17 protein-coding genes are annotated in these 15,958 nt (G+C 63.9%); 7 read left to right on the top strand and 10 right to left on the bottom strand.

Annotated features, from left to right (window positions below):
- The 5 genes from atpA to hfq all read right to left on the bottom strand — a co-directional run bounded on the left by atpA (position 1) and on the right by hfq (position 3,952).
- Positions 1-1,548, bottom strand: coding sequence for a F0F1 ATP synthase subunit alpha (gene atpA / locus CHB87_RS03930; RefSeq protein ID WP_089407059.1), 1,548 nt, complete (start codon positions 1,546-1,548; stop codon positions 1-3).
- A gap of 63 nt (positions 1,549-1,611) precedes the next feature.
- Positions 1,612-2,154, bottom strand: coding sequence for an ATP synthase F1 subunit delta (gene atpH / locus CHB87_RS03925; protein ID WP_089407058.1), 543 nt, complete (start codon positions 2,152-2,154; stop codon positions 1,612-1,614).
- Complete coding sequence (locus CHB87_RS03920) at positions 2,154-2,852, bottom strand: F0F1 ATP synthase subunit B (RefSeq protein ID WP_089407057.1); 699 nt, start codon at positions 2,850-2,852, stop codon at positions 2,154-2,156. Before CHB87_RS03920 ends, atpH begins: the two co-directional genes overlap by 1 nt.
- Complete coding sequence (locus tag CHB87_RS03915; protein ID WP_089407056.1) at positions 2,849-3,316, bottom strand: F0F1 ATP synthase subunit B; 468 nt, start codon at positions 3,314-3,316, stop codon at positions 2,849-2,851. The genes CHB87_RS03920 and CHB87_RS03915 overlap by 4 nt, the downstream gene beginning before the upstream one ends.
- 333 nt (positions 3,317-3,649) lie before the next feature.
- Entirely contained in the window at positions 3,650-3,952 is a 303-nt protein-coding gene (gene hfq, locus CHB87_RS03910) for an RNA chaperone Hfq (RefSeq protein WP_089407055.1), read from the bottom strand.
- A 267-nt stretch (positions 3,953-4,219) separates the two neighbouring features.
- Between hfq and CHB87_RS03905 the strand changes: the two genes are divergently transcribed.
- Positions 4,220-5,341, top strand: coding sequence for a DegT/DnrJ/EryC1/StrS family aminotransferase (locus tag CHB87_RS03905; RefSeq protein WP_089407054.1), 1,122 nt, complete (start codon positions 4,220-4,222; stop codon positions 5,339-5,341).
- 28 nt (positions 5,342-5,369) lie between these two features.
- Complete coding sequence (locus tag CHB87_RS03900) at positions 5,370-5,867, top strand: hypothetical protein (protein ID WP_142988196.1); 498 nt, start codon at positions 5,370-5,372, stop codon at positions 5,865-5,867.
- A gap of 2 nt (positions 5,868-5,869) precedes the next feature.
- Here CHB87_RS03900 and CHB87_RS03895 read toward each other — a convergent pair whose 3' ends face one another.
- The 4 genes from CHB87_RS03895 to nadA all read right to left on the bottom strand — a co-directional run bounded on the left by CHB87_RS03895 (position 5,870) and on the right by nadA (position 10,176).
- Entirely contained in the window at positions 5,870-7,147 is a 1,278-nt protein-coding gene (locus CHB87_RS03895; protein ID WP_245817795.1) for an SH3 domain-containing protein, read from the bottom strand.
- 50 nt (positions 7,148-7,197) lie between these two features.
- Positions 7,198-8,352: a lactonase family protein gene (locus CHB87_RS03890; RefSeq protein WP_089407051.1), complete on the bottom strand. Its 1,155-nt coding sequence runs from the start codon at positions 8,350-8,352 to the stop codon at positions 7,198-7,200.
- Positions 8,353-8,565: 213 nt separating this feature from the next.
- Positions 8,566-8,997 carry a DUF2203 domain-containing protein gene (locus CHB87_RS03885; protein ID WP_089407050.1) on the bottom strand — a complete coding sequence of 144 codons (432 nt, stop codon included), beginning with the start codon at positions 8,995-8,997 and terminating at the stop codon, positions 8,566-8,568.
- A 12-nt stretch (positions 8,998-9,009) separates the two neighbouring features.
- Positions 9,010-10,176: a quinolinate synthase NadA gene (gene nadA / locus CHB87_RS03880; protein WP_089407049.1), complete on the bottom strand. Its 1,167-nt coding sequence runs from the start codon at positions 10,174-10,176 to the stop codon at positions 9,010-9,012.
- A 342-nt stretch (positions 10,177-10,518) separates the two neighbouring features.
- On the opposite strand from nadA, the gene CHB87_RS22710 reads away from it, so the two are divergent.
- The 5 genes from CHB87_RS22710 to CHB87_RS03855 are packed head-to-tail and all read left to right on the top strand — an operon-like array spanning position 10,519 to position 14,332.
- Positions 10,519-11,061 carry a Sec-independent protein translocase subunit TatA/TatB gene (locus CHB87_RS22710; protein ID WP_089407048.1) on the top strand — a complete coding sequence of 181 codons (543 nt, stop codon included), beginning with the start codon at positions 10,519-10,521 and terminating at the stop codon, positions 11,059-11,061.
- Positions 11,054-11,836, top strand: coding sequence for a twin-arginine translocase subunit TatC (gene tatC / locus CHB87_RS03870; protein WP_089407047.1), 783 nt, complete (start codon positions 11,054-11,056; stop codon positions 11,834-11,836). Before CHB87_RS22710 ends, tatC begins: the two co-directional genes overlap by 8 nt.
- Positions 11,836-12,828 (top strand): M28 family peptidase, encoded by a 993-nt coding sequence (locus tag CHB87_RS03865; RefSeq protein WP_089407046.1) that lies wholly within the window; start codon positions 11,836-11,838, stop codon positions 12,826-12,828. The genes tatC and CHB87_RS03865 overlap by 1 nt, the downstream gene beginning before the upstream one ends.
- A gap of 26 nt (positions 12,829-12,854) precedes the next feature.
- Complete coding sequence (locus tag CHB87_RS03860) at positions 12,855-13,781, top strand: TerC/Alx family metal homeostasis membrane protein (RefSeq protein WP_089407045.1); 927 nt, start codon at positions 12,855-12,857, stop codon at positions 13,779-13,781.
- A 59-nt stretch (positions 13,782-13,840) separates the two neighbouring features.
- Entirely contained in the window at positions 13,841-14,332 is a 492-nt protein-coding gene (locus tag CHB87_RS03855) for a hypothetical protein (RefSeq protein ID WP_089407044.1), read from the top strand.
- Between the two features lie 2 nt (positions 14,333-14,334).
- Here the strand turns inward: CHB87_RS03855 and nadB are convergent, their stop codons facing one another.
- Positions 14,335-15,870 carry an L-aspartate oxidase gene (gene nadB / locus CHB87_RS03850; RefSeq protein ID WP_089407043.1) on the bottom strand — a complete coding sequence of 512 codons (1,536 nt, stop codon included), beginning with the start codon at positions 15,868-15,870 and terminating at the stop codon, positions 14,335-14,337.
- Positions 15,871-15,958: the final 88 nt, after the last annotated feature.

Raw genomic sequence — 15,958 nt, 5'->3', positions numbered from 1 at the left:
TTACTTCGCCGCCGCCGTTTCCTTCTTCGACTTCAGACCTTCGAGGAAGCTCGTCTTGTATTCCTTGATCGCGGCATTCAGACGCGCCTTGATATCGTCATCGAGCGCCTTCTTGGTCGCGATATCGGTCAGAATCGTGGGCGCCGAGGACTCCAGATACGGGTAGTAACCATCCTCAAATGCCCGCAGATCCTTCACTTCGACGTCGTCCAGCAGGCCGTTGACGCCGGCATAGATGATCGCCACCTGCTTCTCGGCCGAGAGCGGCTGGAACTGAGGCTGCTTGAGCAGCTCGACCAGACGCGCGCCGCGGTTCAGCTGGTTCTGCGTCACCTTATCGAGGTCCGAACCGAACTGCGAGAACGCAGCCAGCTCGCGATACTGCGCGAGGTCCAGCTTCAGCGTCGCGCCGACCTGCTTGGTCGCCTTCAGCGCAGCCGAGAATCCGACGCGCGAGACCGACAGACCGACGTTGACGGCGGGACGGATACCCGAGTTGAAGAGGTCGGTTTCGACGAAGATCTGACCGTCGGTGATCGAAATCACGTTGGTCGGAATGTACGCCGAGACGTCGCCGGCCTGGGTCTCGATGATCGGCAGAGCGGTCAGCGAACCGCCGCCCAGCTTGGCCGAAACCTTGGACGAACGCTCCAGCAGGCGCGAGTGGAGATAGAAGACGTCTCCGGGGTACGCCTCGCGGCCTGGCGGACGGCGCAGCAGCAGCGAAATTTCACGGTAGCTGGCGGCGTGCTTCGAAAGGTCGTCGTAGATGATCAGCGCGTGCATGCCGTTATCGCGGAAGTACTCACCCATGGCGGTCGCGGAGAACGGGGCCAGGTACTGCATCGGCGCCGGCTCGGAGGCAGTTGCGGCAACGACGATGGTGTAGGCCATCGCGCCATGCTCTTCGAGGGTCTGGACAACCTGGGCAACCGACGAACGCTTCTGGCCGATCGCGCAGTAAATGCAGATGAGGTTGTTCTTTGCCGAGTTGATGATCGTGTCGAGCGCAATCGCGGTCTTACCGGTCTGACGGTCGCCGATCAGCAGTTCGCGCTGGCCGCGGCCGATCGGGATCATCGTGTCGATGGCCTTGATGCCGGTCGCCATCGGCTCCTTGACGGCCTGACGGTCGATGACGCCCGGAGCGAGGCGCTCCACGGGAAGCGTCTCAGTGGTGTTGATCGGTCCCTTGTCGTCGATGGGCTGGCCGAGCGCGTTCACGACGCGACCGATCATCGCCTTGCCGACGGGCACGGACATGATCTTGCCAGTGCGCTTGACCTGGTCTCCTTCGTTCAACTCGGTGTAGTCGCCCAGCAGCACGGCGCCGACCTGATCCTCATCGAGGTTCATGGCGAGACCGGCTACACCGTGGGGGAACTCGATCAGTTCGCCAGCCATGACCTTGTCCAGGCCGTGAATGCGCGCGATACCGTCGCCGAGCGAGATGATCGTACCGACCTCATCGACCGTGACCCGCGTCTCGTAGTTCTCAATCTGCTGGCGAAGCAGCTCCGTTATCTCATCCGCTTTGATCTGTGCCATATCTTCTCTTTACCCAATCCTGTCCAAACTTTTGATAAATCCCTGCGCCTGCGCTGTTTCCTGCTAGGCGTTGATCAGCTTCTGCTTCAACTGCGCGAACTGGGCTTTCACCGACCCATCGTAGATCGTCGAACCGATCCTGACCACCGCGCCGCCGAGCAATGAAGCATCCTGACTATAAGCCACGCGAACCTTTGCGCCGCCCACCAGCTTCGAGACCTGCGCCTCCAGCTCCGCGCGATCCTCGACCGTCAGCTCATGCGCGCTGACCACGGCCGCTTCGGAGAAGCCAAGCGACTCGTCCGCAAGCTCATGATACGCGGCGAGGATTTCGCCAAGCTCATTCAGATGCTCGTGATCCATTACAACCGCGACAAAGTTGCGCACCTCGCGGAACATCCCGATGCGCGAGGCGATCGCGTCCAGCACCTTCAACTTCTGCGCAGACTTGATCGACGGATCGGTCAGTACCTCGCGCAGCTCGCGGCTGCCCGCGAACGTTCCGGCGAAGTCCTGCAACTGCTGCTGCGCGGCGGCTACATCCAGATTCTTCGAGGCAGCGACGGCGGCAAACGCGCGTGCATACCGGGGAGCAAAGACGGCCATCAGTTCTGCCCACCCTTCGAGTCGTCCGCGCCCAGCCGGCGCGCGAAGTTTTGCACGATCAACCGGTCCGTCTCGGCCGTCACGACCAGCTTTCGTGCGGCCTGCTCGATCGCCAGCTCAGCCGCATACTGCTGCAACTGGCGCTGCGCGTGAACCGTAGCCGCCGAAATCTCCTGCTCGGCTGCCGCGAGAATCTTCTTCTTATCCTCTTCCACCGACGCCTTGATGCGCAGCTCGTCGGCGGCGGAGTCCTTCTCGGCCTGCGCCTTCATCTGGGCGATCTGGCCGTCGAGCTTGCCGAGCCGCTCTTCGACCGAGTTCAGCCGGGCGCTCGCTTCGGCGGTCGCCGCGCGGGCATCCACCAGATGCTTCTGAATCGCCGAGGTGCGATTGCGGAACGTCTTCGGCAACACCTTGACCAGGCCGAAGCCCACAAGCCCGACCAGAACGACGAAGTTGCCGATCTCGAATACCGTGGCGGCCTTCTCGACATCCATGCCGAGCATTTTGCCGAAGGCCTTGACCGCGGGCGAGTGCTTATACGCCTCGTCCTCGTTCTTCTCCTGCTTGTCTTTCTTCGGCTCCCGCGCCTCGGGCGTCGAGTTGCGACCGTCATCCTGCGCACGCAGCGGAGCCGCGACCGAGAACATAACGCCCGTCAGCAGCAGGGCTGCAAAAATTGACTTGAAATTCTTCATGACTGGGCCACTCCCGTTCCGGTTGCGCCGGCGGGCAGCACCGCACGCAGAATCTGCGCGCTGAGCTCTTCGCTCATGCCTTCGATCTGCTTTTTCGCGACCGCGGCCGACTGCTCGATCTCCTGCCGCGCTGCCTGCACGCGGCTCTGGGTCGCGGTGCGAACCTCGGATAGAGCCTGATCGCGCTCCGCCGTCCACTGCTTCAGTTTCTTGTCGCGGGCCTGGAAGATCTCAGCCTTGGCCGCGCGCAGCTTGCCTTCATAAACAGCCGTCTCGGCCTCGGCCGCGCTGATCGCGCCCTTGGCCTGTTCTACCGCGCCGGAGGTGCGCGCACGGCGCTCCGCCAGCACCTTGTCCATCGGACGGCGCACAAGCAGCCCGTAGGCCACCACGAGGAGAACGAACAGGACCATCGTCGGCACGGAGCCGAGCACAAGTCCACCAAGTTGATTCAAGATATCCATGGAATGGAGACAGCCGGGGACTGCCTTAGAACCTCATTGCATAGCCGCGACAGGTCGCACACGGCAGATTTTTTAGGTTGGAACAACTTTGGGTACCTTCAATTTTTAGCAAAGGGAGGGAGGAGTGTCAATCTGGACAATGCGGTTACCGAACAGTCGATACGATAGTCGAACACGCACGATCGCGCTCTACAAACTGTTTCCAGTTTGCAAAATCATCGGTTTGGAGGAACCTCCCCGCCATCGGCCCGCGGACTCCGGAGGCAGGCGCGACAAAAGGCGGTCTGCCGCGAGTACAGACCGCCTCTTGCCGGATTCCGTGGATGCGGCTGGCTATTCTCCGGGACCGGAGCTCGACTCGTGGGCGGACGCGTGAGCGTGTGCTCCGGCGTGCCGTGCATCCGGACGCCCGTCGCCGTGTCCGCCGACGCGACCGCTGACGACCGTCGAAATCGCGTGCTTGAAGATCAGCTGCTCCTGGCTGTTGTTCTCGAGCAGAACCGAGTATTTGTCGAAGGAGCGAATCTTTCCCGTCAACTTGACGCCGCTGACCAGGTAGATCGTGATGGGGCTCTTATCCTTGCGGACCGTGTTCAGGAACGTGTCCTGAATATTCTGTGCCGGCTTTGAATCCATAGTGCCGATCTCCTTACCGGTAGACTTCTCCGGGAACTGGATGTTGCGATGTTTTGCTATCTTCGCGATAACAGAGTGCTGCAGAAGAACCGGGGCCGCCGTACCGCCCAACCCGAGCCACCCCACAATACGAGCATCGTTCACGAATTTCAAGCGGCAGCGGCGGAAAATCCGTCCCTGCCGGACGCGATGTACCATAAACCTGTGGCGAATACACTCGTACCCGCGTCCCCTGCCCCTGCTTCCGGCAAGTCCCAACCCGTTTCGATGCTGGATTTCTCCCGGCAGTTCGCCGGCATACGCGAAGAGGTGATGCAGGCCATCGAGCGTGTCTGCGTCTCGCAGCGCTTCATCCTCGGCCCGGAGGTCGAATCGTTCGAGCGCGCCGCGGCGGCAGCCTGCGCCGCGTCCCACGCCGTCGGCTGCGCCAGCGGCACGGACGCGCTCTGGCTGGCCCTGGAGGCCGCGCGGATCGGCCCCGGCGACGCGGTCGTCACCACGCCCTTCAGCTTCTTCGCCACCGCCAGCTCCATCCTGCGCTGCGGCGCGCGACCCATCTTCGCGGACATCGATCCCCTCACCTTCAATCTCTCGGCCGATGCAGTGCGCGAGGCGATGGCGGGCGAGCCGGTGAAGGCGATCCTGCCCGTCCATCTCTACGGCCAGTGCGCGGACTGGGACGCCTTCGCCCAGCTCCAGCTCGACCACCCCGGCCTGCTCCTGATCGAAGACGCCGCGCAGGCCTTCGGCGCGACCTGGAACGGCATGCCTGCCGGCGCGCTGGGCGATGCAGCCTGCTTCAGCTTCTATCCGACGAAGAATCTCAGCGCGATCGGCGACGCAGGCCTGGTGACGACGCGCTCCGGCACGCTCGACGAGCGGATGCGCATGCTGCGCGCCCACGGCATGCGGCGGCGCTACTTTCACGACGAGGTGGGCTGGAACTCGCGGCTCGACACGATCCAGGCCGCGGTGCTGGAGATCAAACTCCGCTATTTGCCGGAGTGGAATCAGCAGCGGCGCAATCTGGCCGCGAACTACAACCAGCTCTTTCTCGCTGCCGGACTCACCGGTCCTACGGTTGCGGAAGGTATCGTCCTGCCGTGGACCGACCGCCGCGCCCAGCACGTCTTCCATCAATATGTCATCCGTGCGCCGCGCCGCGATGAGCTGCGGGCTTATCTGACCGAACGCAGGATCGGCACGGAGATCTACTATCCCCTGCCGCTGCACCTGCAGGAGAGTCTGCAGTCGCTGGGCTACAAGGCAGGCGACTTTCCCGAAACGGAACGTGCCGCCGCCGAGGTGCTCGCTCTGCCGATGTATCCGGAGCTGCGTACGGACGAGCAGGAGACGGTGGTCGCAGCGATTCGAGATTTTTACGCGTAGCGATCGAAGATTTTCAGGAGAACAGTCCATGGCTGGTCACCGGCACATTCGAATGCTCGTCGCTCTTGCAGGACTGGCCATGCTCGGCCCTGTCATCTCTGCACAGCAGCTCACCATCCGGCTCGTCCACGGCAAAACCGGAAAGCCGATGACAAATCGAAATGTCACCGTCACATTTTTGTTGGAGGAGCCAGGCAAAACAGGCCGGAACAAAGCAGGGCATACCGAAGAGTCGACCGACATTGTGCTCCACATCGACGGGACGGGTTCCGCACGAGTCGACGTTCCCGCAAACGCGACAACCTTCCTGCTTCGTGGAGGTCCGAAGATGGGCAAGGAGCCGGGGAGAATCCCCTATACCGACTGCAACATGACTGGCTCTCCACTGCTGGATGTAGCCACAGTGCTGCGTCAGGGCTTCGTCCCCGGCAATGAATGCAGCACCAGGCTGAAGATTGGAGCCGCACCCGGAGAGATCGTCTACTTCGCGATGCCGCTCCCCTGGTGGAAGCCCGACTTCCAGTAGCACTACTTTTTCTTCTTCCCCTTCGCATCCTTCTTCTTATCGACGATCGGGTCGGGATGCGCCTCCATCACCGGCGGCGCGCCCGGCTGGGTGACCCGGCGGACATAGTTGTTCTCCAGCCGGAAGGTCTTGGTGATGGTCTTGCCCGGCGTAATTAAACCGGTCTCCGGGTCGGGGACGACCGGGCCGGAGTCGGCCGAGAGCACGCGGTAGCTGAAGGTCGGCGCGGGCGCGGCCTGTGGAGAGCCCGGCTTGGCCGTCGGGTCCGGAGCCACCTTGATCGACATCGGCAGGAATCCCTCGATGTTGCGCTCTCGGAAACCGGTCTCGTAGCGATGCTTCTTCACGCTCCAGGTAAAGACGCGCACCTGGTCGAAGTCGTACGGCAGGCCGGCTTTGTACGGGCTCATCACGGTTACATAGATGGGGATGTTCTTGTCCGCCTGCTCGGCGTCGGGGTCGTTCACCGTTGTGAGCACGTACGCGCCGACGATGCGCTGGCCCTCGGCGTAGCGCGTCAGCGAGTCCGGCGCATCCACATCCATCATGCGGGCGAACATCCAGCCTGTGCGCCCCTGCGAGTCGCGCACCAGCCACCAGTCCTCCATCGTCGGCGGTGGAGGTACGGGCGCGTCCTTCGCGGCCGCGGCGCCAGGCGCGGGAACCTTCGTCGTCGCGGCTTCGTCGCCCTCCTTCGGCTTGATCGCCGCGTTCGTGCCGGCCGCCTGCGGAATCGCGCGCTGCGCCCGCACGCCCGGCGACTGCCCCGGCATCAGGCGTTCGAGCGTCGCGCGCGACAGCAGCTTCAGCTTCTCGCCCTCCTGCAGCCGGTAGAACTTTTCGGTCTCGCGACCGGGCTTCAGGTGAAGATAGACCTCGTCGCGCACGACCGCGGACGCGACCGCCGGATCGTTCTTATGCGCTTCCTTCAGCGCGTCGAACTCGCCTGGCACCTCGGCCGGCGCGAGCGCTCGCTCTTCGATCCAGCCAATCTCGCCCTTGGCCGTCTGCACCTTCACGAACTTCCGCGCGTGGTCCAGCACCTTCAGCTTGTCGCCGTTCTGCACCTGCCCGGTGCGGTTCGAGACAGCCGCCACCCGGTCGCGCAGATACCCCTGCTTCGACGTCACATAGACATACACATCCGGCGGCTTCGGCTTCAGCCGCGAACAGCCCGCCAGCGCTAGCGGCAATAGTGAAACAGACAGGGCCGCGAGCGCCAGCCGACGCCGCACAGCGGTAGAAACACCCAGAACCTTCAAACCTTGCACACGCCGCATCGATTTCTTATCCGTTTGCAGACTACCATCTGCATCGACGCAGGTAGCGATCAATGGGTGGTGGCAATCTGCAATCCTGCCCCGGTATTGGCCGAAGACGTGGCCTGCGAGGCCGTGCTGACCAGCGTTCCCGTGGTCGACGAGGAGAAGTCGTACATGACCAGATCGGTCGTGACGCCGCCCAGCCCCGCCAGCAGATAACTGCCCGAGTTGTCTCGCGCCATCGTCACCACGTAGCCCGAGGAGGAGACCGACGCGGGACTCAGCGCCGTCGGCACGCTGTTTTCAAACGAGTACTGCGAGATGCTGCCCGGCGTTCCCGTGGAGGCCGTGCCATAGTTGCCCACATAAAGAAAACCGTTCGTCTTCGACAGTTCGACCGAGTAGGGCGCGGTCCCTGCCGCGACCGGCGTGGTGCTGCCCGAGACCGTGGTCGTGCCCAGGGTGTAGGTCAGGACGCCCGCGCTCGATCCGCTCTCCGCAATATAGAGCATCGTGTCGGTGCTGTTGACGGTCACCGCATTGTGGTTGATGGTCGTCGTGCTGGGATTGATCGTGTAGGCGGAGGCCAGCGCGCCGGTCGAGGTGTTGAAGGTGTACACGGCGGTGCCGGCATTACCCAGCGCCGCAATCACGTATCCGGCCAGGGGCGAGAAGCGGATGCTCGCAAGCGAAGGCGTCAGGCCCGAGGTGTAGCTGTATGCCACGGACGACACGGAGGTCAGCAAGCCGGTGGAGGTGGCGATCTGATACTCGTCCACCTGCGCGTTGGCGGAATCGAGCGCCACCAGCCAGTTGCCGTCGGGCGAACACGCGATGCGCGCGACAGCCGCGGTGGCGAGCGCGGCGCCGCTGCTGATCTGCGTCAGCGCGCCGTTCGTGCCGATCAAATAGCCGTAGATCCCGCCTGTGCCGCCGACGTAAACGATCGTGTTCAACCCGGAGACGCAAACCGATAGCGGCGCGACGGTCGAAGCCAGCGTGTACGGCGAGCCGGAGATCGCCGTCAGCGTCCCCGAGCCGACCGTGTAGGCGCTCAGCGTGCTGGTCGTCGGGTTCAACGCGTAAACATAGTCGCCCGCCGTGGCGGTCGTCGAGGTCGACGTGCTGCTGGTGGAGACGAAGAAGCCCGCGCATCCGGTCAGGGCCAACATCGCAAGTCCAGCCATGGCTGTTCCCAGCCGCTTCATTCCCTGTACCTTCATGCCGTCAAAGCCTCTCAAGTTCATCCTCTCAAGTTCGAGCCGATCCCGCGCGGTCCGCCTTCATCTTCAGGTCTGTACCGTTGCCGCGGCAGGCTCTCCCGTTCGACGTAGCCGCGCTCGAAATGGCGCTCCGCCAATATTAAAGTTCCGTCGCGGAGACATCGGGCGCCACCTTGAATGTGACTCGCGCAGGGATCCGCTCTTGCTTTCGCGTTATTGAAGCCGCTGGCCGCGTCCGAATCCGCGCGTCAGATTCCGCCGCACATCCATCTCATCGTCGATCTCGCGCCAGTGCAGAATCTCCGTCTCGCCCAGCCGCCAGCAAAGCTGCACCACACGGCCCTCGGTGGCGCACGGCAGTTCGAGCGTTCCGGCCTCGAGATCGGTGATCTCGGCGCCGATCTCGGCGATCTCCTCGATGGTCGACTTGGTCTGCTGCGCGGCCTTGTCGTGCTCGGCCCGGCGGCGCGCGGCGGCGGGAACGTCGACGTGCAGTCCGCCCGAAAGGAAGATGCGCTGGTTCAGCCGCTGCATCTCCTCGTCCAGAACGCTGCCGCGCAGCGCCGCCTCCCGCGCCCGGCGCACCAGGGCGTCGAGCACGGGCACCAGCGTCTGAGCCTCGCTCAAGGTGAAAGTCTTGCTCACGGCATCTCCAAACTAAAGCCGAATCACCGGCGTCGCGGCCTTGACCTCGAGCATCCGGTCCAGCGCCACGCGCGCCCAGTGCTTGGTCTCGTCCGACACCTTGATCTGGTTCACCACCTCGCCCGCGACGAGGTTTTCGAGCGACCAGGCCAGATGCGCCGGGCTGATCCGGTACATCGTCGTGCACAGGCAGCCTGAATCGTCGAGCGTAATGACTCGTTTGCCCAGCGGGGCGAAGCGCGCCGCCAGCCGGTTGACGAGGTGGATCTCCGTACCGATAGCGAAGCTCGAACCCTCCGGCGCCTGCTCGATGATCTCGATGATGCGCTCGGTCGAGCCGAGGTAGTCGGCCTTCTGGCAGACCTCCCAGCGGCACTCCGGGTGGCAGATGACCTGCATGCCGGGTTCTTCGCGGCGAACGCGATCGACATGCTCAGGCAGAAAGCGCTGGTGGACCGAGCAGTGGCCCTTCCACAAGATGACCTTTGCCCGCGCCAGCCGCTCGGGCGTCGTGCCGCCGTTCAACATATAGGGGTCCCAGACGACCATCTCGTCGAGCGGTATGCCCATCGCCCAGGCAGTGTTGCGGCCGAGGTGCTGATCGGGCAGGAAGAGAATCTTTTCGGCGCGCTCAAACGCCCACTCGAACGCTCCGCGAGCGTTCGACGAGGTGCAGACCAAGCCGCCGCGCTCGCCGCAGAAGGCCTTGATGTCGGCGGCGGAGTTCATATAGGTGAGCGGCATCAGATTTTTGACGCCCAGCCGCTCCAGCGAATCCCAGCAGTCTTCCACCTGCCCGATCTCGGCCATATCGGCCATCGAACAGCCGGCGTTCAGGTCCGGCAGAATCACCTGCTGCCACGGCTTCGCGAGCACGTCCGCACTCTCGGCCATAAAGTGAACGCCGCAGAACAGGATGTACCTCGCGTCGGTCGAGGCGGCGATTTTAGAAAGTTTATAGCTGTCGCCGGTGAAGTCCGCGAACCGGATCACCTCGTCGCGCTGATAGTGGTGCCCCAGCAGGACGACGTCCGTGCCCAGCTTCGCCCGCGCCGCTGCAATGCGCGCGTCCATGGTGTGATCCGGCTGCGCCAGGTAGTTCTCCAGCGCACACGCCTCACCTGAGACCGGAGCGACGGCCGTTGCCGCCAGCTCTTCCAACTCCACGAGTCCGTTCACTCTACTCCGCCTTCAGTCTCACCGAGTCGTTCGCGCAAGGCGCGCTTTCCGCTCGTGAAACGGGGATGTTGAAAGCCGTTTCCTGCAAAAGGTTGCAGTGGATGCGCTACGTTCCGCCGATATATACGTCGGAACGCCAACCCACGGGGATGTTGCAACCCGTACTGACCGCGGCCAGATGGCCGCACTCAATTAGACCCCGCATACCGAAAAACGATGCACGTTCTACGCACACGCCCCCAGGCCACGCCGAATCCCTCTACAACGTCTATTTTACATCAGCGTGAATCCAGACCCGCCATTTGTTCCGTCAACCGGTAAGCCGTATCATGGGGTCTGCGTATGCCCAGCTTTCAAGACAGTGCCGTCATCTTCGTCATCGCGCTGCTGCTCTTCGGACCGAAGAAGCTGCCCGAACTCGCGCGCCAGATCGGCAAACTGATGGCCGAGTTCCGCCGCGCCTCGAACGAATTCCGCATGCAGATGGACGAGGAGCTGCGTCTCTCCGAGCAGGCCGAACGGCAGAAGCAGATCGCCGCCATGGAGGCCGCCGCGCCCATCGCCCCGGCGCTCGACATCCCCGAGCCCGAGCATCCGCATATGCCGACGCAATCGCTCGACACGGTTGCGGACTCCGAGGCGCCCCTGAGCTCCGAGACGGTAGCCGAGGCGGAGCTCGAGAACCGCATCCACGCGGCAGCGCCGGAACCTGCGCCGCTGCCGATCGCCACCTCCGGCGACCTGAACCTGATGCCGCCGGCTACCGGCCTGCCCGTCGGACGCTCCGGCTCGTCGACCTCCCTGTCGCCTGTCTTCGACGCAATTCCCCCGGCCCACGAAGCACACGAGCAAGACCAGAACGCCGAGGCGCACCTGCATGGCTGATCTCATCGACGACGTACGGTCGAACATCTCCGACCGCGCCGAACTGCCCGGCATGAGCCTGATGGAGCATCTGGACGAGCTGCGCAAGCGGCTCATCCGCATGATTCTGTTCCTGCTCGCCGGCTTCGGCGTCGCATGGCTCTTCCGCGTGCAACTGGTCAACTATCTTCAGAAGCCGCTGACCGACATCGGCCTGAAGATGACGATGACGCACCCCACCGACGCGCTGAACCTCTATATCAAGGCCTCGGTCGTCTTCGGCGCGATCATCGCGAGCCCGTTCATCCTTTATCAGGTGTGGCTGTTCATCTCGCCCGGCATGTATGCGCACGAGAAGCGCTACGTCTGGCCGTTCATGGGCGCGACGGTGACGCTCTTCCTCTCCGGAGCCTGGTTCGGCTATCGCTGGGTGCTGCCTGGCGCGATGGTCGTGCTCATTCAGGAGATGGGCAAGAACTTCACCCACATGATTACGATCGAGGACTACACCGGCTTCTTCCTCGCGATCATCCTGGGCCTGGGCATCTGCTTCGAGCTGCCGATCCTTATCTTCTTTCTCTCGCTCTTCGGCATCGTGGACGCGAAGTTCCTGCTCAAGCACATCCGCTACGCGATCCTGATCATCTTCATCATCTCGGCGGTCATCTGCCCGCTGCCCGACCCCATCAGCATGTGCATCTTCGCCTCGCCGATGCTGGTGCTCTACCTGCTGGGCGTGGGCGTCGCGTACTTCGTCCACCCGGACCACCGCAAGCGCAAGGAGCTGAAATCGTGATGCAGACCTCAAATGATCGGGTGCCCCATCCATCGACCGGCATCATCGGACGATGGGTGGGACGTACACTGCTCACGCTCGCGACGACCTTGGCTCTTCTCCCTTCGGCTCAGGCACAAAGACCTGCCGCGGCCCCGGCAGGTCACATCAGCGGCGCAGCGACCTACAACCTCACCAAAGAGTTCCTCGCCGCCGCGCCCAAGCGCTTCAACGGCTCCCCCGGCCACCTCGCGGCAGAAAACTTCATCAAGGCGCACTTCGCACCGGAGATCGCCGCCGGCCGCTTCGAGACCGACAGCTTCTCGGCCAGCACGCCCGCCGGCCAGCAGTCGCTACGCAACTACATCGTCCGCTACCCCGGCAAGAAGGACGGCGTCATCGTCATCGCCAGCCACTACGAGACCAACTGGCCGCTGCGCGACATCAACTTCGTCGGCGCCAACGACGGCGCCTGCACCTCCGCCCTGCTGATGGAGATCGGCGCCTACCTGCGCGCGCATCCGCCGACGGGGTATAGCGTCTGGCTGGTCTTCGACGACGGCGAGGAGGCGGTCAAGAACTGGTCGAACTCCGATTCCCTCTACGGCACGCGCCATCTCGCGGCCAAGTGGTCGCAGGACGGCACGCTCGGCAAGATCAAAGCCTTCATGGTGGCCGACATGATCGGCGACCGCGACCTGAACATCGATCAGGATCAAAACTCCACGCCGTGGCTGATCGACCTGCTCTCGAAGGCCGCGAAGAACACCGGCCATACCTCCAGCGTCTTCAAGAACGTCACCGCGGTCGAGGACGACCATCTGCCGTTCCAGAAGCGCGGCGTCCCGGTGCTCGACATCATCGACATCGAGTACGGCCCGCCGACGCAGGACCACCCCGAGGGCGGCTACCACCACACCGCGCTCGACACCATCGACAAGATCAGCCCGCAATCCCTCCAGACCGCGGGCGACCTCTTCCTCGAGATGATCAAGCTGATCGACCAGCGCTAGCCGTTTGCTTGCCTTACGATAGAAGCATGCCCGCAACCCCGCTCTCCCACTGGATCGGCTTTCATATCCTGCTGATCGTGCTGCTGGCGATGGAGCTGCTCTACGCTCGACGGCCCAGCAGGCGCGAGCCGGATGCGAAGCAGCAGCGCACCTCCATCGTCGCCACCATCCTGTGGATCGCGGCGGCGCTGGCCTTTGGCGGCTGGGTCTGGCAGACGCGCGACGGAGCCCAGGCGACACAGTTTCTCGCCGGTTACGCCATCGAAGAGGCGCTTTCGATCGACAACCTCTTCGTCTTCCTGCTGCTCTTCAAGCTCTTCCAGATTCGACCCGTGCTTCAGCCGCGCGTGCTCTTCTGGGGCGTCGCCGGCGCCATCGTCATGCGCGGAGGCTTCATCGCCGCCGGCCTCGGCCTGCTCGAACACTTCCACTGGATCAGCTACGTCTTCGGCGCGATCCTGCTCTTCGCCGCCATCCGCCTTGTGATGCCCGAAAAAGAGGAAGAGGAAGCCAGAACGCCGGGCTGGGTTTCCTGGCTCTCGCGCATCCACCCCGTCTCGATGAAGCAGGACTGCTTCTTTACCGTCGAAAACGGCCGCCGCGTCGTCACCATGCTCTTCCTCTGCCTGGTCGCGATCGAGTTGACCGACGTCGTCTTCGCGCTCGACTCCATCCCCGCCGTGCTCTCGATCACCCGCGACCCGTTTCTCGCCTATACCTCGAACATCCTCGCCGTCATGGGGCTGCGCAGTCTTTTCTTCCTGCTCGCCAACCTGCTCAAACAGCTTCGCTTCCTGCACTACGGACTGGCCGCGATCCTCGGCTTCGCCGCCTTCAAGATGCTCGCCGCGCGGATGGTCGAGGTCGGCCCGCTGGTGTCGCTCGCGGTCATCGTCGGGATGCTCGCGATCACCATCGGACTCTCGCTCGCCGTGCCCAAACGAGCCGCGTAACGACGGAAGATGACCGCAAATTCAGATTCGGCAGAGCTGACGCACGTTAGACTGAACGCATGTCGACAGCCTCCGTCCTGAAAGCCATGCGCCTGACGCATCTGTACATCGGCGTCTTCGTCGCGCCGGCCATCCTCTTCTTCGCGCTCACCGGCGCGCTGCAGACCTTTTCCTTGCACGAACCCGGCAAAGGCACGCCCTATAAGCCCGCCGCAAGCTACAAGCCGGCGCAGTGGATCGTCATCCTGGGCCAGATCCACAAAAATCAGACCCCGGTGGTGAACAAGCCGAAGCCGCCCGCGCCGAAGGCAGTCGACCACGCCAACGAGAAGAGTCAGGCGCCGGTAAGCGTAGCCAGCCCTGCCCCGCCGCCGGTCGCACCGCACAACCCCATGCCGCTCAAATACTTCTTCCTGCTCGTGGCGATCAGTCTCTTCGTCTCGACCTTCAGCGGCATCTACATGGCGTACAAGTATTCGCGCAACAGGATTGCTATCACCGCGCTGCTGATCCTTGGCGCGGTCATCCCGGTTCTGATGACGGTGCTCTAGCTCTACTGGAACCGCAGCCGCCCCTTTGCCATCACGGAATGTTTCGCCACGGGCCAGTGCCCCGTGAAGTCGCTACGGTAGTGAGCGCCGCGGCTCTCCTCGCGTCCCAGCGCCGACTCCACCATCACCGACGCGACCGTCAGCAGGTTGCGCGCCTCGACCTCTCGCCGGGTCACGCCCCGCGGGCAACCCCGAATCATCCCGTCCAGCCGCCCCTGCGCCCGCCGCAGCCCATCGCCATCGCGCAGCAACCCGGCATCCTCCCACATCAGCTTGCGCAGCTTCGCAATCCAGACCTCCAGCGCCGCCGGATCGACCGGCACAGGCGGCGCCGTCTTCCCTACTCCCTTATCTTGAGTCCCTGCTCCCTGCTCTTCGGCCATCGTCTCGGCGGCCGAAGCCCCAAAGACCAGCCCCTCCAGCAGCGAATTGCTCGCCAGCCGGTTCGCGCCGTGGACGCCCGTACACGCCGCCTCACCCGCCGCAAAAAGTCCGGGAACGGAGGTGCGGCCATGCAGGTCGGTCTTGATCCCGCCCATCAGGTAGTGCGCCGCCGGACGCACCGGAATCAGGTCGCGGTTGAGCTTCAGCCCGTACTTCGCAAGAAACGCCGAGATGCCGGGAAACCGCGCCGCCAGGTCTATCTCCACATGGCGCATGTCGAGATAGACCGGCCCGGCCAGCCCTTCGCGTGTGATCGCCCGAGCCACCACGTCGCGCGGCGCAAGCTCCAACTGAGGATGATACCGGCTCATGAAACGCTCGCCCGCCGCATTCACCAGCCAGGCGCCCTCGCCGCGCAGCGCCTCGCTCATCAGGAAGCGCGGCGCGCCCTCCTTCGCGAAAGCCGTCGGGTGGAACTGGTAGAACTCCATATCCTCAAGCTCCGCGCCGGCGCGATACGCCATCGCGATGCCGTCGCCCGTCGCGACCGCCGGGTTGGTCGTGTCGGAGTAGACCTGCCCCGCGCCACCGCTCGCCAGCAGCACCGCCCGCACCCGCACGGAGAAGAGCTTGCCATCGGCCCCCAGCAGCAGCGCGCCGACGACGCGGCCCTCCTCGACCGTCAGCTCGACGGTCGTCGTATCTTCCATCAACGTGATCACCGGGATGCCGCGCGCATGCTTCAGCAGCGACCGCGCAATCTCCCGCCCGGTCGCATCGCCATTCGCATGCAGTATGCGCGAGAGGCTGTGCGCCCCTTCACGCGTGCGCAGCAACTCGCCCGCCGCGCCGCGGTCGAAGCCTGTCCCCCACGCCAGCAGCTCGTCCACGCGCTTCGGTCCCTGCTCGACCAGCATCTTCGCGGCCTGCCGGTTCACCAGCCCGTCGCCCGCCGCGACCGTGTCCGAAAGATGCAGCGAGACATCCTCATCGCCGCCCATCGCCACGGCAATTCCGCCCTGCGCGTAAGCGGTGTTGGACTCCGCCAGCGCATCCTTGGTAACCACCAGAACCCTGCCCCGCCCCGCCAACCGAATCGCCGCACTCAGACCCGCAATGCCGCCGCCCACCACGAGAAACTCAAACCCATCCATGGGTTAATCCTACGCCTTCGACCGCCCACGATGGGCCGATGCGGAGGCGCTGGTTTGATCCCGCGAGCAAGGGAAAAGCAGATTCCCT

The sequence above is a fragment of the Granulicella rosea genome (assembly GCF_900188085.1).
Taxonomy (GTDB): domain Bacteria; phylum Acidobacteriota; class Terriglobia; order Terriglobales; family Acidobacteriaceae; genus Edaphobacter; species Edaphobacter rosea.
The sequence above is the reverse complement of the archived record's forward strand: the minus strand, read 5'-3'. Positions and strand labels throughout refer to the sequence as shown.

Bases quoted from the DNA above. Each gene is read 5' to 3' on its own strand.
- atpA (WP_089407059.1), bottom strand. From the start codon at position 1,548: ATGGCACAGATCAAAGCGGATGAGATAACGGAGCTGCTTCGCCAGCAG.
- atpH (WP_089407058.1), bottom strand. From the start codon at position 2,154: ATGGCCGTCTTTGCTCCCCGGTATGCACGCGCGTTTGCCGCCGTCGCT.
- CHB87_RS03920 (WP_089407057.1), bottom strand. From the start codon at position 2,852: ATGAAGAATTTCAAGTCAATTTTTGCAGCCCTGCTGCTGACGGGCGTT.
- CHB87_RS03915 (WP_089407056.1), bottom strand. From the start codon at position 3,316: ATGGATATCTTGAATCAACTTGGTGGACTTGTGCTCGGCTCCGTGCCG.
- hfq (WP_089407055.1), bottom strand. From the start codon at position 3,952: ATGGATTCAAAGCCGGCACAGAATATTCAGGACACGTTCCTGAACACG.
- CHB87_RS03905 (WP_089407054.1), top strand. From the start codon at position 4,220: ATGCTGGATTTCTCCCGGCAGTTCGCCGGCATACGCGAAGAGGTGATG.
- CHB87_RS03900 (WP_142988196.1), top strand. From the start codon at position 5,370: ATGGCTGGTCACCGGCACATTCGAATGCTCGTCGCTCTTGCAGGACTG.
- CHB87_RS03895 (WP_245817795.1), bottom strand. From the start codon at position 7,147: ATGCGGCGTGTGCAAGGTTTGAAGGTTCTGGGTGTTTCTACCGCTGTG.
- CHB87_RS03890 (WP_089407051.1), bottom strand. From the start codon at position 8,352: ATGAAGGTACAGGGAATGAAGCGGCTGGGAACAGCCATGGCTGGACTT.
- CHB87_RS22710 (WP_089407048.1), top strand. From the start codon at position 10,519: ATGCCCAGCTTTCAAGACAGTGCCGTCATCTTCGTCATCGCGCTGCTG.
- tatC (WP_089407047.1), top strand. From the start codon at position 11,054: ATGGCTGATCTCATCGACGACGTACGGTCGAACATCTCCGACCGCGCC.
- CHB87_RS03865 (WP_089407046.1), top strand. From the start codon at position 11,836: ATGCAGACCTCAAATGATCGGGTGCCCCATCCATCGACCGGCATCATC.
- CHB87_RS03860 (WP_089407045.1), top strand. From the start codon at position 12,855: ATGCCCGCAACCCCGCTCTCCCACTGGATCGGCTTTCATATCCTGCTG.
- CHB87_RS03855 (WP_089407044.1), top strand. From the start codon at position 13,841: ATGTCGACAGCCTCCGTCCTGAAAGCCATGCGCCTGACGCATCTGTAC.
- nadB (WP_089407043.1), bottom strand. From the start codon at position 15,870: ATGGATGGGTTTGAGTTTCTCGTGGTGGGCGGCGGCATTGCGGGTCTG.